Below are 21,346 nucleotides of genomic sequence, written 5' to 3' on the forward strand. Positions count from 1 at the left end.
TTTATCATGAAAATAAATAAAATATCTCTAGGCCTACTATTATATTTAGGCTATACCGCATCGCTATATGCTGAAGAAAAAACAGAAAATAATGTCTACTTTGACCCTGACTTTTTAGAGTTACCGAATAAAGATTCGGTTGATTTGTCACAGTTTGAGAATAATGAGCAATTAGCCGGTGACTACTATGTTGATATTTATGTCAACACCAACTTAATTGGTGCTAAAAATCTTAAATTTGAAAAAAATAGCCGTAACCAATTAGTTCCGTGTTTATCACTGACTGATATTAAAGAGTTTGGTATCAAAACAGCCGAATACCCTGAATTACAAACCGCAGGAAGCCACTGTGTAAACCTTGCGGCGATCCCTGATGCCACAAGTAATTTTGAGTTTGATTCTCAACGTTTATATTTAAGCATCCCCCAAATCGCATTGGATAGAAACCCAAGGGGTTACGTTGACTTAGCCAATATCGATAATGGGATCAACGCACTGCTATTAAATTATAGCTATAACGGCTCTAAGAATTACGATCGTAAAAGTAGTGGTTCGGATAACACATCCCATTATGTAAATTTAAGACCTGGCTTAAATATTGGAGCATGGCGGCTACGCAATTACACAACATGGTCAAGTAGTACCGACCAATCCGGTAAATGGGATACCATCTATACCTACGCATCACGCGGTATTAATAGCATCAAAAGTCAGTTGACCTTGGGAGATAGTGTCTCACCTTCGATGGTTTTTGATAGCGTGCCATTTCGTGGTGCTCAGCTTGCGACAGATGATGATATGTCCCCTGAGAGTTTACGCGGCTATGCGCCCGTTGTACGTGGGATTGCTCGTAGCAACGCACAGGTGACGATCCGCCAAAATGGTTACATTATCTACCAAACCGAGGTGGCTGCGGGCCCTTTTGAAATCAATGACTTATACCCAACGGGGGGAAGCGGTGATTTGCATGTCACCATCAAAGAATCCAACGGTAGTGAGCAATATCAAATCGTTCCTTTTGCTTCATTACCTGTATTGCAACGTGAAGGATATTTTTCTTATAGCGTAACGGGCGGAGAATACCGCGCTTATGACAGTAGCATTGATAAAACAAAATTTGGCCAATTTACCTTAATCTATGGTCTACCTTATGGTATTACCGCTTATGGTGGTAGCCAAGTGAGTGAGCATTACCAATCTTACTCCATCGGCGCAGGCCAAAACCTTGGGCGATTTGGTGCGTTATCCATTGACGTTACCCATGCAAATTCAACGCTAAGTAATGACGTTAAGGAAAAAGGCCAATCATACCGTTTCCGCTATAACAAAAATATCAACGATATTGGTACTAATATCGCATTGGCTGGTTATCGTTATTCCACTAAAGGTTTTTACAGTTTAGCGGAAGTCTTTGACGGCTATAGAAATACAAACTATATCCCTGAAATTGAACGCCGCCGTAATCGCGGTGAGATCACCCTCAGCCAAAACTTAGGGGATAACTTTGGTTCAATCTCCGTAGGCTATATCAATGAAGACTACTGGAATAGTGACCGTAAAACTCAGTCTGCCACCGTGGGTTATAACAACAGTTGGCAAGGCATTAGTTATAGTTTGAATTATACCTATAACAAAAATACCAATAGCTACTCATATACTTCCGGTAGCCGTACGAAAAGTGAAGATGATCATCAGCTTGCCTTCTCTGTCAGTGTGCCATTTACCGTGTTTGATAACACCTTCTATTACAACTTTAACAGTAATAGTAGCAGCAACGGCCCAAGCACAGGCAGTATTGGGCTTTCCGCTTCACAACTTAATAACCGCTTAAATTGGAGCATGCAGCAGGGTTTCACCACTCAAGAACAAGGTACGAGCGGTAATATGAACGCTTCTTATAAAGGCCAATATGGTGAAATTTCAGGTGGAACAGGCTATAGCAAAGACAACTATAACCTCTATTACGGTGTTAATGGTAGCTTAGTGGCTCACTCTGGCGGCCTTGTACTCGGTCAACAATTAGGCGAAACCGCGGCTATTGTTGAAATCCCAGATGCAGGTGATGTACCAGTATTAAACCAAGCAGGGGTTGTCACTAATAACCAAGGTTATGCACTCGTGCCTTATATCACGGCTTATCGTAAAAATGTGATTGATATTGATACTTCTGAACTACCTGAAAATACGGAAATGGAGTTAACCAGCCAAAGTGTTGCACCAAGCCGTGGCGCTCTAGTGAAAGCCAGCTTTGCCGCAAATGTCGGGTACCGAGCCATCATGATATTAACCTTTGCTGATGGTAACCCCGTACCTTTTGGTGCTCAGGCGATATTTAAAGATAATCCTCAGCTAAATAATATAGTGGGCAATGATGGCGAAATTTATTTATCTGGTTTAGCTGAAAATGGCAGCTTTACCATTCAATATAACGATAAACAACAATGCCAAGTAAATTATAACTTAGCAGGTATATCGAATTATATGGGGTTATATAAAACAGCTGCAATTTGTAAATAATCGGTGATATAAATGAAAAATTTATTCTATAAGTCTACTTTTATATTTATAAGTCTATTTTTATATTCAAGCTATACAAATGCAGCCTGTATCCAGAATCCAAGATTTAATAATATACAAGTGAATATTCCTACAGCAACTTATAACATTCAGTATGATGATATAACTACCAGAGAATTAGGGGCACTAAGTGTCCGTTATTTATCTGGTTCGATGACAACTACCTATTCTGAAGGAAATGGGAGCTGTGGTATATCTTACTTATATGGTGATTTTATTAATAACTGGGTTCCCAATAATGGTGTTGCAACATCAAATATTCCTGGTATCGGTATTTCAGTTCAAACTGCATCAATAGGTGGAGATTTCAATCGTTGGTTTGGCCCTTCCTCAAGTGGCAAGCAACCATGGGAAATATCAGATACCGTTTGGTATATTAAAATAAAAAAAATAGGGCAGGTAACCTCGTCAAATACCCTGCGCTCTGGCCCAGTAGCTCAATTAACTCAAAAAAATCAGACGCCCATTAGCACTTGGTATCTAACAACCTTAAACATGCCTGCAAATGCGATTCGTATCAATGTACTTAGCTGTTCATTAAAGAACAACCAGTCAACCTACAATATTGATATGCAAGATTGGTATGATACACAATTCCCTAATATAGGCTCAACCAGTGCGCCTGTAGATATTCCAATTACCTTAACATGTGCAGCGGGTACCAATATTAAAGCGACGGTCACAAGTTCTAAATATGAAGATACCGCTACAGGAAAATTAGCTCTAACGGGACCTGATAGCGCCACTGGTGTCGCAATACAATTGCTAGATAAAAATAATAACCCGATCAAGTTGAACACTTTAAATAGCCTGCAAAATAATGTGCCGGCTGGTGATTATATGTTTGATTGGAAAGCTCGCTATATCAAAACGGCAGATAACATCACGCCGGGTACAGCGAATGCCTCTGCTACTGTAAATATTCGCTATGAGTAGGAATAAAAAATGAAAAAAATATCTAAAAATTTACTTTTACTTAGTAGCTTAATATTCAGTGGGAATTTATTTGCTGCTAGCACAGTGACATTGAACTTTACCGGAAATATTAGAGCCGCAACTTGCAATATTACCGGTGGGAATAATATTGATATTGACCTGAAAAATATTTCTGCTGATGTATTTCGTAATGCGAGTTCAGGTTCTAACTGGAACACATTTAATATTAGCCTAAATAATTGTTCATCTTTTATTAATCAAGTAAAACTGACGTTTACAGGAACCGCAGATACTGCGGATGCAGCAAGCTTATACAAAAATCAAGGTACGGCTAAAAACTTAGCCGTTCAACTACAAAATGGTAATGGAACAACCGCTTTAGGTAACCAAAAAGTATTACAAGTTCCGACAAATGGGCAAGCGAATATTAATATTCCATTACGCACACGCGCCTTTAGCTCATTAGGTAATGCCACTCCGGGAACTATTTCCGCCAATATTACGGCAACAATTACCTATTTATAAAAGAGAAAATAATATGAGACATTTTATCCTATTACTATCACTAATGAGCTGTTCTTTAACTGCATTTGGGCTAACAGCAAATATTAAAGTGCATGGCGTCGTTATTGCTGCTCCTTGTGAGGTTGAAAAAAATAATTATTTAATCGATTTGAAAAAAATTAATATTTGGAATATCAAAGATACGCAAAAATCTCCGTGGGTTGATTTTTCCGTGAAGCTAAAAAATTGCCCTGTAGGCACCACCAAAGCTGTAATGAAAATATCAGGTACGCCAGACTCAACAATAACTGAACATTTTATTAATAATGGTACGGCGAAAAATGTGGCATTAAATTTAGCCAATACCGGCAATAAAACAACAATAAAAAATGGCGATACCATTACCGCGAATGTTAATACTCAAACGCGAAATGTTGAAATCCCATTATCTGCAAGAGTCTCGGGTTATGGAAGTGGTATGGTTGCAGGTTCATTTAAAAGCCATTTAGAATTTACATTTACATATCAGTAAGTAAGTTTGTTTTAATTATATCAGTTTTAATAGGGGAAAGCGGTATGCCTAATTACTATCTTATATCAAAAATAATTGGCAATAAAATCACCTATTACCGAAAAATGAAAGGCATGACATTAGAAAATTTATCTAATATCGTGGGTGTGAGTGAACAACAACAGTCACGCTATGAGCGTGGTATTAATCGAATTAATATTGATAGGCTTTATCATTACTCTAAGATATTTGAAATTGATATTATGGCTTTTTTTATTTTCAATTCTAGAGAGATCAATGAGATTGAGCATGCAGAAGAAAAATATTTAAATAAAAAAAGTAAATGTTAAGGATATTTTATGACTAAAAAGAAAATTTTACTGGTAATAATAGGCTCGGTTTTTGCTTATTCTGCATATACACAAGCGGCCTGTATTCAAAATCCTAATTTACGGAATGTTGTGGTGAATGTACCAGCAAGAACCTATTCGCTGCAATATGATGATACAGGGGCTCGCGATTTAGCCACTATTCAGGTCAATTTTAAAGGCTCACAAGTCAATACATTTTCAGGCCCAAAAAGTAATGGTCAATGTGGTGATGCCTACTTACACGCTGACTATGTCAATGGTTGGGTACCAAACGGCAATAAAATTGCAGCCAGTAATATACCGGGCATCAGCATTCAAGTGAAAGCAACCAATATCGGTTTTTTAAATACACGTTATGGACCACCAACAGCAGCTAACCCAGCCGCTTGGACTATTGCTAACCCATATTGGACGATTACCATAAAAAAAACAGGACAAGTCACACAAGGGGGAAATTTAAAGGCAGGGCATGTGGGAAGACTAACACAGCGTAACCCTGCGCCACATAACAGTACGTGGAATTTAACATCGCTGAATATTCCAGCAGGTGCTATCAAAATTAATGTATTAAAGTGCTCAACAAAAGCGACAAGTTACAATGTTAACTTAGGGACTTGGTATGATACTCAGTTTAAAGCTATTGGCTCTACTAGCAATAGTGTCAATATACCCATTACATTAAGCTGCGCTGCAGGCACCAATCTAAAAGTGACAGTCACAAGTAGTGCTGGGTATGTTGATATCAATACAGGGAAGATTAAATTGTCTGGGCAAGGTCAAGCGACTGGAGTCGCCATTCAATTATTGGATAGAAACAGCAACCCGATAAAGCTCAACTCAAAGTTCACTTTGCAAAACAATGTTGCAGGTGGCGATTATATTTTTAATTGGAAAGCTAGATATATTAAGACTGCTAATAATATAACTGCAGGAACTGCAAACTCAACAGCTTCGGTTAACATAAGATATGAATAAATAGCATCCAACATTAATCATAAAAAGATATTAATTTATTTATAACTTGATTTTTATTGCTAACATCGAAAAATATCATCGAACAATTGATAAATAGCAAATTTACTATTTTATTAAAATGGTTAAGATAGAGAGGTAATCTTTCATCGTGTTTAGTTAGAAATAAAAAATATAATTATAGGAGTATATATGCCTTATTCAACATCTCACCTAATTGGCAAAAAAATACTTTTTTATCGGAAAACGAATGGACTTTCAGTTAATGAACTATCCGAGGTTATTGGCATCAGCCCACAACAGCAGTCACGATATGAAAGAGGAGTAAATAGAATTACTTTAGATAGATTGTTCCAGTATGCAACGTATTTTGAGATTGATATTAAAACCTTCTTTCAGTCCCATGATTTTTAATAAATTAAGTAATAATACATATCACTAGAAGATCCAATTACATTAAAAATATTTAATTATATTAACATTATAATATTTAAAATAAATTAGAGAGAAAATCATGAAACGAAAAATATCTAAATCCGTCGGTTTAAAAATAAGATCATTAAGAGAAAGTCACGGAATGAGTGGTAAAGATTTAAGCATATTGTTAGGCATTAGCCAACAACACCAATCACGCTATGAAAATGGCGAGGTTAATATTCATGTCGATACTATTTACCAGTTGGCACAAATATTTAATGTTTCGCCGACCTATTTCTTTACTGAAACCATTACGGATATTAATAGTACAGAGCTCTCTGTTAATAAAAAGAATTATTTCTCTGCTGAAGCTTTGGTATTCTAACCTCTAAATATGAGCATTATAATATGCCAATAAATTAAATATCGGTGCTATTTCTATTTATAGTATAGCACCGACTTATTATTCTTTTTTAGACTCCTCCACCAACCAATGACGAAATATCGCCATCGCTGGTGTCATGACTCTTGACTTTAAACGGCTTAACCAATATCCACCCAGTGTTACAGATATATCAAAAGGTTGAACTAACGCCCCAGCACTTAATTCATGACTAAACATGCAACTTGGCACCAATGCTATACTGTCAGTTAATAACGCAGCCTCAACCATTAAACGCGATGAATCAAATACTGGGCCTTTGACACGCCAAGGTTCAATCTCCGCAGCTAAAAACCATTTTTCCCATTCATCTTTACGATATGAACGCATTAACTGGTGGGATTTTAAATCTAATGGATGTTTGAGCTGGCTTGCGACTTTCTCTGAACAAAGTACAGTATGAGCTGTTGAAAATAGGGGGATATTTTCAACCAGTGGCCATAAGCCCTCCCCAAAGCGAATAGCAAAATCAACGCCTTCGGCAGCGAGATTCACCACATTGTTATGAGTCATAATGCGTAAATCAATATAAGGGTATAGTTCCGAGAATTGGGTTAACCTTGGCAATAACCAGCCCACAGCAAATGTACCGACCACTGAAATACTTAAAGCTTCTCGATAATGGCCATCTTCAAATTGCAGTAGTAATGACTCAATCTGGTCAAAAGAGCGGCTCAATACGGGCAGCAATGCAAGCCCTTCATCAGTTAATGCAAGCCCTCTAGGTAAGCGAATAAAGAGTTCTAGTCCCAGCTGCTCCTCTAACAACCTAACTTGTTGACTAACAGCTGCCTGAGTGACATTCAACTCTATTCCTGCTCGTGTAAAACTTAAATGCCGCGCTGAAGCTTCGAATGCCCTAAGCGCATTGAGTGGAAGCCGATGACGATAATTTTCTGCCATAAGATTTTCTTTTACCTCATCGAATTTTATATCGTTTTAAATAATGACCGAAAGCATGCATACTGCTTTGCAATCGCGGTTTAACCGCCTAATAGCCTATATTAAAGCACTTTAAATTTACAATGAAGTGCTTTCAGTTCCTGTTAGCAATAACTTAAACTTGTACTTATTGGAATAACTCTATGAAAACTCTTTTTCGTCAGGGGCGAATTTTTGTCGCACTGAGTTTGGCGTTAACCACGCTATCCGCTAATGCGTTCACTCAAAAGGATGTGGATGACATTATTAAACCTCTGATGGAACAAAAACAGATCCCAGGGATGTCTGTCGCAATTTCCGTTGAAGGGAAACACTATATTTATCACTATGGTGTGCAGTCTAAGCAAAGCTTAGTACCTGTCAGTGATGAGACTTTATTTGAGATTGGTTCTTTGTCTAAAACGTTTACTGCCACACTCGCAGCCTATGCACAAGACCAAGGAAAACTCGATTTTTCGCAAAAGGTAAGCCACTATCTTCCTGAATTAAAAGGGTCTGCTTTTGACCAAGTCACAGTAATGAACTTGGCTACTCACACTTCCGGTTTATCGTTATTTGTGCCTGATAGCATTACTAATTCAGCTGAATTAATCCGTTATTACCAGCAGTGGAAACCTACCAAAGCCATTGGGCAATATCGCTCTTATTCAAATCTTGGCGTGGGGCTACTCGGTATCGTTACCGCTAAACAACTCAAAATGCCATTTGAGCAAGCGATGGAAAAATTAATGTTGCCTGCACTTGGGCTAAAACATACCTATATTCATGTCCCTAAAAACCAACAGAAAAATTATGCTCAAGGTTATAATAAGCACGATCAGCCCATTCGTGTAGCACCACAAATTTTAGATGCTGAATCTTATGGTTTGAAATCTAATGCTAAAGATCTAATTCGCTTCTTAGATATTAATATGCAAACGAAGAAAGTCGCTAAGCCGTGGCAAGAAGCCGTAGAAAACACCCATACTGGGTTCTATATGACCGATTCATTTATGCAAGATATGATGTGGGAAAGCTATTCGTGGCCAGTATCTCTTGCTCAATTACAGCAAGGTAACCGAAATGAAATGGCGCTCACACCGCAAAAAGTTGAAGCTATCCATCCTGTAATGCCACCTGAAACACAGGCTTTTTACAATAAAACAGGTTCAACCAATGGTTTTGCAACCTATGCGGCATTTATTCCGGAAAACCAAGTGGGTATTATTATTTTATCCAACAAATGGTATCCAATCCCTGACCGCATCACTGCGGCCTACCAGCTAATCGAAAAAGCGAAACACTAGCCCACGCAGAACATCCAATGTTCTAAATAATCAGATAACGAACCAGTAATACTCAAAATAGTTCGTGCTAGAGCAAGGCGGCAAAATTCGGCTATCTCGGGGAGTATACAAAAGTATATGACCCGAGTAGCCGAATAAGGCCAACGCAGCTATTGCGCGAAATATGAAGAGTATTAAAGACAACAACGCGACAGCACGAATTATGAAGAGCATTTAGATAACGCGGGAAAACTGCCGCTGCCTCATCTGACTACGTAAATAAACATCAAAACACATACAAATATTACGAATAAGTAAACGCCCTTGCGGCGTAACTTTAATTCCTTTGTCTGTCATTTCGACTAATCCATCTTCTGCCATTGGCTTCAATAGCTCTAAATCCTCTTTAAAATAAGATTTAAAGTCAATTGGATAGATTGCTTCAATTTGTGCAAAATCCAATTGGAAGTTACAGATTAAGGTTTTAATAACATCACGGCGCAAGCAATCATCATCGGTTAAGACGAGACCTCGCCACAGCGCTTGGCCTTGCTCTTCAACTTGCGCATAATAGGTTTTCAAATCTTTTTGATTTTGCGCGTAGTTATCGCCTAACATACTGATCGCAGAAACGCCTAATCCTAATAAATCACAGTCGCCTTGAGTCGTATAACCTTGGAAATTACGGTGTAAAACCCCTTCTCGTTGGGCCACAGCGAGCTCATCTTCAGGGCGAGCAAAGTGGTCCATACCAATGAATTGATAGCCATCTCTGGTGAGGGTTGCGATTGTGTCTTGCAGAATATCGAGTTTTTGCTCTGCACTTGGTAAATCAGCATCTTTAATTTTACGCTGCGCCGCAAATAAATTAGGCAAATGCGCGTAATTAAACACACTTAAGCGATCTGGTGATAATTCAGCCACTTTCTTTAAGGTAAATGCAAAGCTTTCAGGAGTTTGTTTAGGTAAACCATAAATCAAATCAATACTCGTTGAGGTAAAACCCGTTTCTTTTGCTCGTTTAATTAGGGCAAAAATAAATTCTTCGTCCTGTTCACGGTTAACCAGCACCTGAACTTCTTTATTAAAATCCTGAACTCCCATGCTTAAGCGGTTAAACCCTTCATGGCGCAGATGGTCTATCATATCCAGTTCAATTTCACGCGGGTCGACTTCGATGGACATTTCAACATCATCCGCAAAATGAAAATGCTTTTTCAATAAACCAACCAAATGGCTGACTTGAGCTTTATCGAGGTAAGTCGGAGTACCACCGCCCCAATGCATCTGGGTCACAATACGACCTTTTAATAAAGCTGCGCGCTGAATAATTTCTTGTTCAATTACTTTAAGATATTCATCGGCTTTATGTTTTTGGCGTGTCACTAATTTATTACAGCCACAGAAATAACAAAGTTTATGGCAAAAAGGGATATGGACATAGAGCGATAAAGGTCGATCAGGATAACGTTGTGTTGCTTGAACAAACGCATTCTCATCATAATCTTGATTGAATTCCAAGGCTGTGGGATACGAGGTATAACGAGGCCCTGAATAATTGTATTTTTGAATGAGAGAAAGATCCCAAACAATATTTTGCTCTGACATAACATTCCTCAATTGACCAAAAGCTCAAACTATAACGATGACTTCACTCTATTTAATTTGTTATTCGATGAGAGTGAAAATTTTATAACCTGCATAAGCATTATAGACTCTAAATATTTCGAGTTGCAGCTAGGCGACAAGTGAATGAGTCGCTAGGAGTATACATAAGTATGAGACTCGTGCGAATGAACATAGTCAACAACGCTGCAGCTTTGAATATGACCAGTATAAATATGTTAGAGAAAAGAGACTTGATTCAACATCAAAGAAAAGTGAGTTAGCAGAAAAAATAGCCAAATCCCCCGCTAGCGCGAGGGATCTTTTAAACGAAATTATTTACTTTTTAAGATGCGCATAATGTCATCAAGTTTTTCTTCGTCTTCTTCCTCTTCTTCTTCGCTATATTCAATACCGAGAATATTCATCAGTTCATCAATACGGTCTAAACAGGTATCAACATACTGCTGTTCTTGCGCAGTGATAGTTTCGCCATCCTCCAGACGCGCCAAAATGCTATCTAGGCGGTCATCGCTTTCTAGCATTTCCAACTCTTTTTCTGGCGTCAATTTTTCTTTAGCGACTGGCATCTCTTTCACCACTGGACGCGCTACAGGTTTGTTATCATCCACAACTAATGGAATCGGTTTTTTGCTACCAATACGCGGGTCTGTGGTGGTAGATTGCCCACCTTTAGCATTGTTAGAAGCAGATTCTTGGTTACGGCTACCAGATTTATGACCACGATGTTTTTTCTCGCGCTTACGCTCACGGCCTTCCGCATTTATCTCTTCTTTAGTTTTACGGTATTTTTTCTTTGGCTTAGCAGCCGGTTTTTTTGGTGCATTCATGGTCTGATACCTTGATAAAGTCAGTTTCTGCTGCGAAATCTAGCAGGATCCCATAAAGGGGGAAAGCACTAGTTTGCAATTTTGGCGGATTTTTTACTCCACCCTGCCTTCGCAATAGTACTTTAATGATTATACCTTAAATAATTTGTGTTGCATGCAAGCAACAAAAAGGAAGAGCCGTATGAGGGGGGATTAATCTTCTAAATAGCTTTACCTACAGAAAATGATCACTTCGCCAATACACTAATTAATTCAAGCTGCCTAAACGTTCCAATACTCTAAATAGCTGTACCGTTAGAGGACAGAAAATAGAGAGTCATCTTGAGCAATATTCTAAATAATTCAAGTTGTGGCTAGGCGTCAATCGAGGTTATCTCGGGGAGCATACATAAGTATGTGACCCGAGTAGCCGAGAGAAGACAACAACGCCACAGCTTGAAGTATGACGAATATCAGGCGTCGACGAGCACCATTTTTAGTAGAAACATCGCCGCCACTAAAATCACACACAGCCCCAGATCACGCCAGCGGCCTGTACCAATTTTCATTGCACAGTACGCAATAAAGCCTAGTGCGATACCTTCTGTGATTGAGAAGCTAAATGGCATCATCACTGCGGTAATAAATGCGGGTACAGACTCAGTTAAGTCATCCCATTTCACGCGGGTTAAACTTGAAGTCATCAACACGCCCACGTAAATCAAGGCACCCGCAGTTGCATAAGCAGGAACCATACCGGCAAGAGGTGAGATAAACATGGTCAATAGAAATAGAATACCAACGACAATCGCAGTTAAACCTGTACGCCCACCAACAGAAACACCAGAAGAACTTTCAATATAGGCGGTGACAGAAGATGTCCCCATCGCTGAACCTGCAACAGAGCTCAAGCTGTCCACATATAACGCTTGCTTCATCCGTGGGAAAGTTCCGCGTTCATTTGTGATACCAGCTTTGTCAGTCACACCTATCATGGTGCCTGATGAGTCAAACAGGTTTACTAACATAAAGGCAAAAATCACACCGGATAACGCTAAGTCTAAAGAGCCAGCGAAATCAACCTGCCCGACGACACTCGTGATACTTGGCGGCATTGAGAATATCCCAGAATATTTCACATCCCCCAGAGCTAGGCCAATCAAGGTGGTCACTGCAATAGAAACTAATACCGCGGCATGAATATTACGAGCCGCTAAGATTGCAATAATAAAGAACCCGAGGGCTCCCAACCAAACATTATGGTGAGTCAAATTACCGATAGAGACTAACGTGTCTGGATTAGCGACAATAATACCGGAGTTTTTCAGCCCCATCATCGCAATAAATAGGCCGATACCACTGGTGATCCCGACGCGAAGACTAAGCGGGATATTGGCGATAATCCAATAACGGATACGGAATAATGTCAGAATAAATAACCCGACTGCCCCCCAAAATACGGCCCCCATTGCAACTTGCCATGAATAGCCCATCGCGCCAACTACAACGAAAGCAAAAAAAGCATTCAGCCCCATAGCAGGTGCTACTGCAATCGGTAAATTTGCCAACAGCCCCATCAAAATACTACCAATAGCCGCAATCAAACAGGTGGTGACAAACACAGCTTTGATATCCATGCCTGCAACTGAGAGAATTTGAGGGTTAACAAAAACGATATATACCATCGTTAGGAAGGTGGTGAAGCCTGCAACAACTTCTGTCCGTGCTGTCGTGCCGTGCTCTTGCAATTTAAAAACACGCTGAAACAAGCCCTGCGGTTGTGCCGAGCTAGAAGATTGATTACTCATTAGATATTGCGCCCAAAAAAAGTTTTTTTCGCCCTATACTACAATTAAAAATCACAAAAGAAAACGATTGCGTAAACTATAAGGGGCAAAAATGTCCTAACTAACTGATACGCCAAGATGAAATAATAATAGAAACCAAAATAGTGGAGTGAAAAAGTGGTGAGTATTTCACCACCACTTTTGATTTAGGAAAGTGCTAACAATTTTTGTCGGCGCCAAAACAATAAACGATGTTTCGCAGCCAGTTTCTGGGGTTGATGTTGCGCACTCAGCTTTGTCGCCACCCTATTCGCAATAATTTCTACCGCAAAACACATTACAAAATAAATAAATGCTACGAATAAGAAAACTTCGAGAGGATAAACCATTTCACGGTTATTCACTTGGGTTGCTAAGAAAGAAAGCTCCGCAACACCAACAACATAAGCCAACGAGGTATCTTTAATTAATGCTACCCACTGGTTAATAAATGAAGGAACCATCATACGTAAGGCCTGTGGCAATACGACATTCCACAATACCTGCCAGCGGCTAAACCCCAAGGATAACCCTGCCTGCCACTGCCCTGCTCCTATCGCTAAAATGCCAGCTTTCACGGCATGAGCCAAATATGCAGAAGTAATTAATGCCAATGCACAGACGACTGTTGCAATACCCGGAATTTCCATACCCAATAAGATTGGCAACAGAAAATAGGTCCAAAAAATTAACATAATGACCGGAATTGCACGGAAAAAACCTAAAATCGCAGCAAATAGGTTAACCCAGAAGCCCCGCAGCATGGCTAAAGCTATTCCACCCAATGTTCCTAATACAATAGAAGCCGCACCGGCAAGTAAACTAATGACTAACGTCAGTGCAGCGCCTTCAAGTGGCCCATCCGGAAAAGTACCAAACAATAAATATTGCCAATTCTGCTCAATAATCGAAAAATCCATCTTATACCCCCTGAGCCAAATTACGCTGTTGACGCCACTGGCCCCAACCTTCCATTACCGCAATAATGGCAATATACAAAACGGTTGCCACACCAAATGCAGCAAAGGTTTGCAGTGTCTGGCTATCAACCTGGCGGGAGACATAAGACAGTTCTGCGACGCCTATCGCCATCGTTAATGATGAATTTTTTACCACATTCATATATTGGCCCAGTAGTGGAGGCATCGCGATTTTAACGGCTTGCGGTAATACCACCAGTTTCATGGCCTGCCATGAGGTTAGCCCTAAAGCAAACGCAGCATATTTCTGTCCCTGACGAACGCCACGGATCCCAGCACGAATTTCTTCAGCGATAAACGGCACGGTATAAAGGGTCAAACCGATAAAACCGGCTAAAAATTCAAATGACGGCCAACCCACTGTGATTCCAAGTAAATGGACTTCATGGGGAGTATTGAGCCATTCCATTGCAGCAGAGGGTAAAATTTCACCAGAAGCGAAATACCAAAAGAATAACTGCACCAACAAAGGCGTATTTCTGAAAATAGAGATGTAGATACTCACAGCCCAACGCACAAGAGTAATTTGGCTATCCTTTGCTGATGCAACTATCAAACCCAATACAGTGGCTGCAACAATGGTACAAATCGAGATCCAAATAGTGATCAAAAAGCCGTAGCCAAACCATTCTAAATACTGCGGTGCCAAGAAATGGGCAGACCAAAAATCACCATTTAAAAATTTTTCAAACATTGTTCACGACCTATTGCCTTCACAGCTTGTGATTAAAAACTCATCCTTTATAACCAAGAACCCCACACAGAGTGCGGGGCTTCAAATCACTGAGTACTTACCGTTACCCATTAAGACTGTGGCTGTTGCTCACTCAGTGGTGCGAATTTAAAGTCTCCGCGTGGCTGTGCAGCTTTGGTATCTGGCCCAAACCAGCGGTTATAGATCACCTCGGCTTTACCTTCTTTCTCCAGTTTCAACAGTGTTTCGTTGACGTTTTCAACCAAACGCGTTTCACCTTTGCTTGCTGCCAATGCTTGGTATTCTTTCGTCAGGCTAAATGGGGAAATCTCAAAATCTGCTTTCACTTTTTCAGGTAAATTACCTAATAAGCCCACCAGTTTTGCATCATCTTGTGTGATAGCTTGGACGTTACCATTACGCAGTGCAGCGAAAGCTTGTGGGGTATCGTCATAAGAAATCACTTTAGTCTCAGGGAACCGCTCACGCAAAGTCACTTCCTGCACAGTACCTTTGTCTGCGCCAATACGCAGTGGTTTGATGTCGTCAGGTGTTTTTAATACGCCTTTACGGGCAATAAATTTTTGGCCTGTCGCAAAATCAGGAATTGAGAAATCAACTTGTTTTGCGCGTTCATCTGTAATGGTGAAGTTAGCACCAATCAAGTCAACTTTTCCTGAAGTTAGAAGTGGAATGCGATTTGCTGGATTAGTTGGACGAAGCTCAAGTTTTACCCCTAGGCCATCTGCAATTTCTTGCGCAATATCAACATCATAACCCGCTAATTTTTTAGTTTGTGGGTCAATAAAACCAAATGGTGGGTTACTATCAAATACTGAAATGCGGATCACACCCGCTTGTTTGATATCATCTAATTTATCTGCGCTAGCGACATTCGCTGTCAGCGCTAAACCTGTAAGTAAAACAGTCGTTAGAATACGAGCTTTCATTGAACACCCCTGACGGTAAATTTTTGTAAATCGACCATCACAAGCTATCAACTATTGCTTAGCACTTGAAATAATATTAAATAATATATTTATAACAAAATAGAATATAAAACCACACAAAAAAGGGCAAGCTTTGTACAAAGGCCCCAACATGGTTAAACCATCAATAGACTCTTATTGAGCAAGAAGAAAGTCGGTATAAAAATCTTAAGCTAAATTTTTAGATGCTTTGTACCTGAAAATATACGCCAATAGTCATTAAAGAAATAACTGTTCAAACGTATCAATACTCTAAATAGTTCGTATTGCGGCTAGGCACCAAGCTAGGATATTTCGGGGAGCATACATCAGTATGTGCCCCGAATCGCCGAGCGAAGCCAACACCGCCACAGCACGAAATATGACCAGCGTTTATGCTCTAAATAGTTCGTATTGTGGCTAGGCACCAAGCTAGGATATTTCGGGGAGCATACATCAGTATGTGCCCCGAATCACCGAGCGAAGCCAACACCGCCACAGCACGAAATATGACCAGCATTTATGCTCTAAATAGTTCGTATTGTGGCTAGGCGGCAAGCAAGGATATCTCGGGGAGCATACACCAGTATGTGACCCGAGTAGCCGAGCGAAGCCAACACCGCCACAGTACGAAATATGACGAGCATTTATTTGTTCGTTAGCATCTTTTCAAGACTATCCCCACCCACATGACGGAAATCCTGCCCCTTCACATAGTAGAAAATAAACTCACAGATATTTTGGCAGCGGTCACCGATGCGCTCAATTGAACGTGCGCAGAACAATGCCGTTAATACACTTGGGATCGTCCGAGGGTCTTCCATCATATAGGTCATCAATTGGCGTACGATGCCCTCATACTCTTGGTCAACTTTCTCATCTTCACGGTAAATACGAATGGCTTCTTCGAGATCCATTCGTGCGAATGCATCTAATACGTCATGTAGCATTTGCACTGTATGGCGGCCTAATGATTCTAAGCTCACTAACAGGGGCTGATGTTGATGAGAGAATTTTTCCAATGCAGTTTGGCAAATTTTGTCTGCAACATCGCCGATTCTTTCCAGCTCAGCAATGGTTTTTGAAATTGCCATAATCAGGCGCAAATCACTCGCCGTTGGTTGGCGTTTCGCGATGATCTTAACGCATTCTTCATCAATGGCCACTTCCATCATATTGACTTTATGGTCATTTTCGATAACTTCACGCGCTAAGGCTTCATCCTGATTATGCATGGCCGTAATGGCTTTGGTAAGCTGTTCTTCGACCAGCCCCCCCATCGTCATCAATTCAGTATGGATATGTTCCAGTTCAGCATTGAACTGCCCCGATATATGTTTGTTGTGATTCAGCGTATCCATCGTCGGCTCCATATCAACCGTAGCGGCCAGTAATATAATCTTCAGTTTGCTTCATTTCTGGGGTAGTAAACATTTTGTCAGTATGATTAAACTCAACTAACTCCCCTAAATACATGAAAGCCGTATAGTCAGAACAGCGTGCTGCTTGTTGCATATTGTGGGTAACAATTACCACGGTGTATTCTGACTTTAATTCACTAATCAGTTCTTCAATTCGACCGGTTGAAATTGGGTCAAGAGCAGAACAGGGCTCATCCAACAATAAAACTTCTGGACGAATAGCAATACCACGAGCAATACAGAGACGCTGTTGCTGCCCACCCGACAAGCTATAACCACTTTGGTGTAGCTTATCTTTGGTTTCATTCCATAATGCAGCCTTTGTTAACGCCCACTGCACACGTTCATCCATTTCTACACGAGATAATTTTTCAAATAAACGCACACCAAATGCAATATTATCGTAGATTGACATCGGGAATGGTGTTGGTTTTTGGAAAACCATTCCGACTTTCGCACGCAATAACGCGATATCTTGTTTATCTGTCAGGATATTTTGACCATCCAGTAAAATTTCACCTTCTGCGCGCTGTTCACCATACAATTCATACATTTTATTGAAGGTACGTAGTAACGTCGATTTACCACAGCCTGATGGGCCGATAAACGCAGTGACTTTATTTTTTTCAATGTCTAAAGAGATATTTTTCAGTGCGTGAAACTTGCCATAATAGAAGTTGAGGTCACGTACTTTAATTTTACTATTTGCAATATCGTTTGCATTAATCATGGTTTGCTTTTCTCTCTAAATCTTTATTTATCTGGCGCTTAGTGTTTTTTCTGTGCGAACACAACACGTGCAATGATGTTAATGAGCAGGACACATAGGGTAATTAACAGAACCCCTGCCCATGCAAGCTCTTGCCATTCGGAGAATGGGCTCATTGCAAATTTGAAGATTGTCACCGGTAAGTTAGCAATTGGTTCGCTCATATCCGTACTCCAGAACTGATTTGACAGAGAAGTAAACAGAAGCGGTGCGGTTTCCCCAGCAATACGCGCAATTGCAAGCAAGATCCCAGTGATAATCCCTGACACAGATGCTTTTAGCGTAATAGATAAAATCATTTTCCATTTTGGTGTGCCAAGTGCATAAGCGGCTTCACGTAAGCTATCCGGAACTAATTTCAACATGTTTTCAGTGGTTCGGATAACAATTGGAATTTGCAGCAATGCAAGCGCCACAACCCCAGCCCAACCCGAGAAGTGCTGCATTTGAGCAACCACAATGGTGTACACAAACAGCCCTACAACGATAGACGGAGCTGATAATAAAATGTCATTAATAAATCGGGTGACTGAAGCTAGCCATGACTTACGGCCATATTCTGCTAAATAAATTCCCGCTAAAATCCCTAAAGGCGTACCAATAACTGTCGCCCATAAGATTAATAAACCACTACCTACGATGGCATTTGCCAGCCCGCCACCTTCAGTATTCGGTGGTGGAGTCATTTCAGTAAACAGATTGAGGGACATGCCATCAATCCCTTTAGTGACTGTAGAAAACAAAATCCACACTAACCAGAACAAGCCGAAAGCCATGGTTAACATTGAGACAAATAGAGCCATTCTGTTAACTTGACGACGCCACGCTTGACGGCGTGCTCGTTCTTTTTCATTCACTGCGATAGGTTGAGATATCGACATATTAACGGCCCTCATTCTTCGCAAGACGCATGACCATCAACTTGGAAATCGCTAACACAATAAAAGTGATAACAAACAGGATAAGTCCAAGTTCCATCAAGGCCGAGGTATGTAAACCGCTCTCCGCTTCCGCAAACTCATTTGCCAGTGCCGAGGTGATACTGTTACCTGGCATAAACAGTGATGCGCTATCAAGTTGGTAAGTATTACCAATCACGAACGTCACCGCCATGGTTTCACCCAGTGCACGGCCAAGGCCTAACATAACTCCACCGATTACCCCATTGCGGGTATATGGCAGCACGATATTCCAAATCACTTCCCATGTCGTACAACCAATGCCGTAAGCTGACTCTTTCATCATCACAGGCGTTTGTTCAAATACATCGCGCATCACTGACGCAATGTAGGGAATAATCATAATCGCGAGGATAATCCCCGCTGCTAAAATACCGATCCCGAATGCAGGCCCTGAAAATAATTCACCGACAATCGGCACACTCGACATCACATTACCAACTGGCTCTTGGAAATATTCTGCAAACAGAGGAGCAAAGACAAATAACCCCCACATCCCATAAACGATACTTGGGATAGCAGCAAGAAGTTCAATCGCGATACCAAGAGGACGTTTTAACCAATTGGGTGCCAGTTCTGTTAGGAACAGTGCTATACCAAAACTAACGGGAACGGCGATAATCAGAGCAATTAACGATGTAACGATAGTGCCGTAAATAGGCACAAGAGCACCGAATTCTTCAGCCGGTGCATCCCATTCTTTGGTCCACAAAAACGAAAACCCAAACTTTTGCATACTTGGCCAAGATGCAAAAATAAGGGAAATAATAATGCCTCCGAGCATTAACAAAGTGATGAGCGCGGCAATCTTTACCAGTGCACTAAAAATCACATCACCTGATTTGCTGGGAGCTCTAAATGCCGTTGTTTTCTCGGCCATGCGCTTTGTTCTCATTTCATTCCTGCTCTTTTCTACAGGATTGCGTTACAACGATGAGCGGGTAAGCCCTGTTCCTCAGCACTTACCCGCCATTTCCAACCCTAAGTGCACTTAGAAAACCTAAGTTCACCTAGAATAATGCTTTACCTTGGCTATCTTTAACTTCTGTTTTCCATGCTGCACGTATTGCGGTCACGACTTCTTGAGGTAAAATTGCGTAATCTAATGCTTCCGCTTGTTTACCACCTTTATCATAAGCCCAGTTGAAGAAGTCAAGAACCGCTTTGCCTTTTTCCGCATTCGCTTGCTGCTTGTGAACTAAGATAAATGTGGTTGAAGTAATCGGCCATGCATTCGCGCCATCACGGTTTGTTAAATCTTGTGCAAAAGATTTAGACCAGTCAACTTTCTTCGCTGCGGCACTGAAACTTTCACCCGTTGGTGAAACCGCCTCGCCATCAGCAGAGATTAATTTAGTATACGCAAGGTTGTTCTGTTTTGCGTATGCATATTCAACATAACCGATAGAACCTGGTAGACGCTGTACGAAAGCTGCAACGCCATCATTACCTTTACCACCTACGCTATTTTTCGGCCAGTTAACGGTAGAACCCGCGCCAACGTCTGATTTCCAGCTTGCACTGACTTTAGCAAGGTAGCTGGTGAATACGAACGTGGTACCAGAACCGTCAGAACGTCTAACAACTGCGATAGCTTGGTCTGGCAAACTAACATTTGGGTTCAATTTAGCGATTGCTGGGTCATTCCATTTGGTAATTTTACCTAAATAGATGTCGCCTAATGTGTTGCCATCTAAAGTCAGTTGCCCTGACTCAATTCCTTTTACATTAACAGCCAGTACCACACCACCGATAACAGTTGGGAACTGGAACAAGCCATCTTCTTTTAATTTTTCATCAGTTAATGGGGCATCAGATGCACCGAAATCAACTGTTTTTGCATTGATTTGTTTGACACCACCAGAAGAACCAATCCCCTGATAGTTTACTTTATTACCTGTTTCTTTCTGATAAGAGTCTGCCCACTTCGCATAAACAGGAGCAGGAAAGGTCGCGCCAGCTCCGGTCAGGCTGGTAGCAGCAAAAGAAGACATTGCAGTCAGAGATAAAGTTGCTGCCATTACGCTTGCTAAGGTGGTACGCGTCATTTTCATAATCCCTCCGGGGATGTATAGAAACAATCAAGTATGAAATTGTTGGGTGTATGTCACGGTAGGAAAAATAGGACAATTTAGTTACGACAACATGTCGTTTTTATGACAGTTTTATGACAATTGCTGATTTTTTCACTGGCGAGGAAACAAAAACAAAGATGGATTAGATTTTATATTATAAAATTCAAATAGTTAAAAAACTATTATTTCAAAGCTGACGTCAAAAAGAAAAATGACAGACTGTCATAAAAGCGAAAAATATTTTTATCCTGCAACCATAAAATAATACTCAAAACAATTTGC

21 protein-coding genes are annotated in these 21,346 nt (G+C 40.5%); 9 read left to right on the forward strand and 12 right to left on the reverse strand.

Going from position 1 to position 21,346, the window contains the following annotated elements; all coding sequences use genetic code 11:
• Positions 1 to 6 precede the first annotated feature (6 nt).
• The 8 genes from PR834_RS17825 (at position 7) to PR834_RS17860 (ending at position 6,673) form a co-directional block, all read left to right on the forward strand.
• The gene (locus PR834_RS17825) at positions 7 to 2,517 is read left to right on the forward strand and encodes a fimbria/pilus outer membrane usher protein (RefSeq protein WP_196724743.1); all 2,511 of its coding nucleotides are present in this window, start codon (positions 7 to 9) and stop codon (positions 2,515 to 2,517) included.
• 12 nt (positions 2,518 to 2,529) lie between these two features.
• The gene (locus tag PR834_RS17830) at positions 2,530 to 3,513 is read left to right on the forward strand and encodes a fimbrial protein (RefSeq protein WP_094960819.1); all 984 of its coding nucleotides are present in this window, start codon (positions 2,530 to 2,532) and stop codon (positions 3,511 to 3,513) included.
• Between the two features lie 9 nt (positions 3,514 to 3,522).
• Complete coding sequence (locus tag PR834_RS17835; RefSeq protein ID WP_004262778.1) at positions 3,523 to 4,038, forward strand: fimbrial protein; 516 nt, start codon at positions 3,523 to 3,525, stop codon at positions 4,036 to 4,038.
• A gap of 13 nt (positions 4,039 to 4,051) precedes the next feature.
• Positions 4,052 to 4,549 (forward strand): fimbrial protein, encoded by a 498-nt coding sequence (locus tag PR834_RS17840; RefSeq protein WP_036958601.1) that lies wholly within the window; start codon positions 4,052 to 4,054, stop codon positions 4,547 to 4,549.
• Positions 4,550 to 4,593: 44 nt separating this feature from the next.
• A complete protein-coding gene (locus PR834_RS17845) occupies positions 4,594 to 4,878 on the forward strand; it encodes a helix-turn-helix domain-containing protein (protein WP_004262784.1) in 285 nt (94 codons plus the stop codon).
• Positions 4,879 to 4,887: 9 nt separating this feature from the next.
• Positions 4,888 to 5,874 carry a fimbrial protein gene (locus tag PR834_RS17850; protein ID WP_196724742.1) on the forward strand — a complete coding sequence of 329 codons (987 nt, stop codon included), beginning with the start codon at positions 4,888 to 4,890 and terminating at the stop codon, positions 5,872 to 5,874.
• 189 nt (positions 5,875 to 6,063) lie between these two features.
• Positions 6,064 to 6,285, forward strand: coding sequence for a helix-turn-helix domain-containing protein (locus PR834_RS17855; protein WP_094960821.1), 222 nt, complete (start codon positions 6,064 to 6,066; stop codon positions 6,283 to 6,285).
• Between the two features lie 100 nt (positions 6,286 to 6,385).
• Positions 6,386 to 6,673 carry a helix-turn-helix domain-containing protein gene (locus PR834_RS17860; RefSeq protein ID WP_004262793.1) on the forward strand — a complete coding sequence of 96 codons (288 nt, stop codon included), beginning with the start codon at positions 6,386 to 6,388 and terminating at the stop codon, positions 6,671 to 6,673.
• Positions 6,674 to 6,751: 78 nt separating this feature from the next.
• On the opposite strand, the gene PR834_RS17865 is transcribed toward PR834_RS17860, so the two are convergent.
• On the reverse strand, positions 6,752 to 7,633 hold the full coding sequence (locus tag PR834_RS17865) for a LysR family transcriptional regulator (RefSeq protein ID WP_110592684.1): 882 nt from the start codon (positions 7,631 to 7,633) through the stop codon (positions 6,752 to 6,754).
• Between the two features lie 182 nt (positions 7,634 to 7,815).
• Between PR834_RS17865 and ampC(Phz) the strand changes: the two genes are divergently transcribed.
• Positions 7,816 to 8,958, forward strand: a complete 1,143-nt coding sequence (gene ampC(Phz), locus PR834_RS17870) for a class C beta-lactamase AmpC(Phz) (RefSeq protein WP_243750174.1) — start codon at positions 7,816 to 7,818, stop codon at positions 8,956 to 8,958.
• Positions 8,959 to 9,171: 213 nt separating this feature from the next.
• Here the strand turns inward: ampC(Phz) and hemN are convergent, their stop codons facing one another.
• The 11 genes from hemN to pstS all read right to left on the reverse strand — a co-directional run bounded on the left by hemN (position 9,172) and on the right by pstS (position 21,043).
• Entirely contained in the window at positions 9,172 to 10,545 is a 1,374-nt protein-coding gene (hemN, locus tag PR834_RS17875) for an oxygen-independent coproporphyrinogen III oxidase (RefSeq protein ID WP_153673257.1), read from the reverse strand.
• Positions 10,546 to 10,877: 332 nt separating this feature from the next.
• Entirely contained in the window at positions 10,878 to 11,393 is a 516-nt protein-coding gene (gene yihI / locus PR834_RS17880; RefSeq protein ID WP_096863541.1) for a Der GTPase-activating protein YihI, read from the reverse strand.
• 452 nt (positions 11,394 to 11,845) lie between these two features.
• On the reverse strand, positions 11,846 to 13,180 hold the full coding sequence (locus PR834_RS17885; RefSeq protein ID WP_004262814.1) for an NCS2 family permease: 1,335 nt from the start codon (positions 13,178 to 13,180) through the stop codon (positions 11,846 to 11,848).
• Between the two features lie 185 nt (positions 13,181 to 13,365).
• On the reverse strand, positions 13,366 to 14,118 hold the full coding sequence (locus PR834_RS17890) for an amino acid ABC transporter permease (RefSeq protein WP_004262820.1): 753 nt from the start codon (positions 14,116 to 14,118) through the stop codon (positions 13,366 to 13,368).
• A 1-nt stretch (position 14,119) separates the two neighbouring features.
• Positions 14,120 to 14,872: an amino acid ABC transporter permease gene (locus PR834_RS17895; protein WP_262960621.1), complete on the reverse strand. Its 753-nt coding sequence runs from the start codon at positions 14,870 to 14,872 to the stop codon at positions 14,120 to 14,122.
• A 110-nt stretch (positions 14,873 to 14,982) separates the two neighbouring features.
• The gene (locus tag PR834_RS17900) at positions 14,983 to 15,822 is read right to left on the reverse strand and encodes an ABC transporter substrate-binding protein (RefSeq protein WP_004262826.1); all 840 of its coding nucleotides are present in this window, start codon (positions 15,820 to 15,822) and stop codon (positions 14,983 to 14,985) included.
• A gap of 665 nt (positions 15,823 to 16,487) precedes the next feature.
• Positions 16,488 to 17,201, reverse strand: a complete 714-nt coding sequence (gene phoU / locus PR834_RS17905) for a phosphate signaling complex protein PhoU (protein WP_036958602.1) — start codon at positions 17,199 to 17,201, stop codon at positions 16,488 to 16,490.
• Positions 17,202 to 17,214: 13 nt separating this feature from the next.
• Positions 17,215 to 17,991: a phosphate ABC transporter ATP-binding protein PstB gene (gene pstB / locus PR834_RS17910; protein WP_004262838.1), complete on the reverse strand. Its 777-nt coding sequence runs from the start codon at positions 17,989 to 17,991 to the stop codon at positions 17,215 to 17,217.
• A gap of 38 nt (positions 17,992 to 18,029) precedes the next feature.
• Positions 18,030 to 18,911, reverse strand: a complete 882-nt coding sequence (pstA, locus tag PR834_RS17915) for a phosphate ABC transporter permease PstA (RefSeq protein ID WP_036958603.1) — start codon at positions 18,909 to 18,911, stop codon at positions 18,030 to 18,032.
• Between the two features lies 1 nt (position 18,912).
• Positions 18,913 to 19,869: a phosphate ABC transporter permease PstC gene (gene pstC, locus PR834_RS17920; RefSeq protein WP_004262847.1), complete on the reverse strand. Its 957-nt coding sequence runs from the start codon at positions 19,867 to 19,869 to the stop codon at positions 18,913 to 18,915.
• 130 nt (positions 19,870 to 19,999) lie between these two features.
• Positions 20,000 to 21,043 (reverse strand): phosphate ABC transporter substrate-binding protein PstS, encoded by a 1,044-nt coding sequence (gene pstS, locus PR834_RS17925; protein ID WP_272536839.1) that lies wholly within the window; start codon positions 21,041 to 21,043, stop codon positions 20,000 to 20,002.
• Between the last annotated feature and the right edge of the window lie 303 nt (positions 21,044 to 21,346).

Source organism: Providencia sp. PROV182 (genome assembly GCF_028480325.1).
GTDB classification, from domain to species: domain Bacteria; phylum Pseudomonadota; class Gammaproteobacteria; order Enterobacterales; family Enterobacteriaceae; genus Providencia; species Providencia hangzhouensis.

What these genes read in the sequence shown, in the direction of transcription:
- PR834_RS17825 (WP_196724743.1), top strand. Translation starts at nt 7, where the DNA reads ATGAAAATAAATAAAATATCTCTAGGCCTACTATTATATTTAGGCTAT.
- PR834_RS17830 (WP_094960819.1), top strand. Translation starts at nt 2,530, where the DNA reads ATGAAAAATTTATTCTATAAGTCTACTTTTATATTTATAAGTCTATTT.
- PR834_RS17835 (WP_004262778.1), top strand. Translation starts at nt 3,523, where the DNA reads ATGAAAAAAATATCTAAAAATTTACTTTTACTTAGTAGCTTAATATTC.
- PR834_RS17840 (WP_036958601.1), top strand. Translation starts at nt 4,052, where the DNA reads ATGAGACATTTTATCCTATTACTATCACTAATGAGCTGTTCTTTAACT.
- PR834_RS17845 (WP_004262784.1), top strand. Translation starts at nt 4,594, where the DNA reads ATGCCTAATTACTATCTTATATCAAAAATAATTGGCAATAAAATCACC.
- PR834_RS17850 (WP_196724742.1), top strand. Translation starts at nt 4,888, where the DNA reads ATGACTAAAAAGAAAATTTTACTGGTAATAATAGGCTCGGTTTTTGCT.
- PR834_RS17855 (WP_094960821.1), top strand. Translation starts at nt 6,064, where the DNA reads ATGCCTTATTCAACATCTCACCTAATTGGCAAAAAAATACTTTTTTAT.
- PR834_RS17860 (WP_004262793.1), top strand. Translation starts at nt 6,386, where the DNA reads ATGAAACGAAAAATATCTAAATCCGTCGGTTTAAAAATAAGATCATTA.
- PR834_RS17865 (WP_110592684.1), bottom strand. Translation starts at nt 7,633, where the DNA reads ATGGCAGAAAATTATCGTCATCGGCTTCCACTCAATGCGCTTAGGGCA.
- hemN (WP_153673257.1), bottom strand. Translation starts at nt 10,545, where the DNA reads ATGTCAGAGCAAAATATTGTTTGGGATCTTTCTCTCATTCAAAAATAC.
- yihI (WP_096863541.1), bottom strand. Translation starts at nt 11,393, where the DNA reads ATGAATGCACCAAAAAAACCGGCTGCTAAGCCAAAGAAAAAATACCGT.
- PR834_RS17885 (WP_004262814.1), bottom strand. Translation starts at nt 13,180, where the DNA reads ATGAGTAATCAATCTTCTAGCTCGGCACAACCGCAGGGCTTGTTTCAG.
- PR834_RS17890 (WP_004262820.1), bottom strand. Translation starts at nt 14,118, where the DNA reads ATGGATTTTTCGATTATTGAGCAGAATTGGCAATATTTATTGTTTGGT.
- PR834_RS17895 (WP_262960621.1), bottom strand. Translation starts at nt 14,872, where the DNA reads ATGTTTGAAAAATTTTTAAATGGTGATTTTTGGTCTGCCCATTTCTTG.
- PR834_RS17900 (WP_004262826.1), bottom strand. Translation starts at nt 15,822, where the DNA reads ATGAAAGCTCGTATTCTAACGACTGTTTTACTTACAGGTTTAGCGCTG.
- phoU (WP_036958602.1), bottom strand. Translation starts at nt 17,201, where the DNA reads ATGGATACGCTGAATCACAACAAACATATATCGGGGCAGTTCAATGCT.
- pstB (WP_004262838.1), bottom strand. Translation starts at nt 17,991, where the DNA reads ATGATTAATGCAAACGATATTGCAAATAGTAAAATTAAAGTACGTGAC.
- pstA (WP_036958603.1), bottom strand. Translation starts at nt 18,911, where the DNA reads ATGTCGATATCTCAACCTATCGCAGTGAATGAAAAAGAACGAGCACGC.
- pstC (WP_004262847.1), bottom strand. Translation starts at nt 19,869, where the DNA reads ATGGCCGAGAAAACAACGGCATTTAGAGCTCCCAGCAAATCAGGTGAT.
- pstS (WP_272536839.1), bottom strand. Translation starts at nt 21,043, where the DNA reads ATGAAAATGACGCGTACCACCTTAGCAAGCGTAATGGCAGCAACTTTA.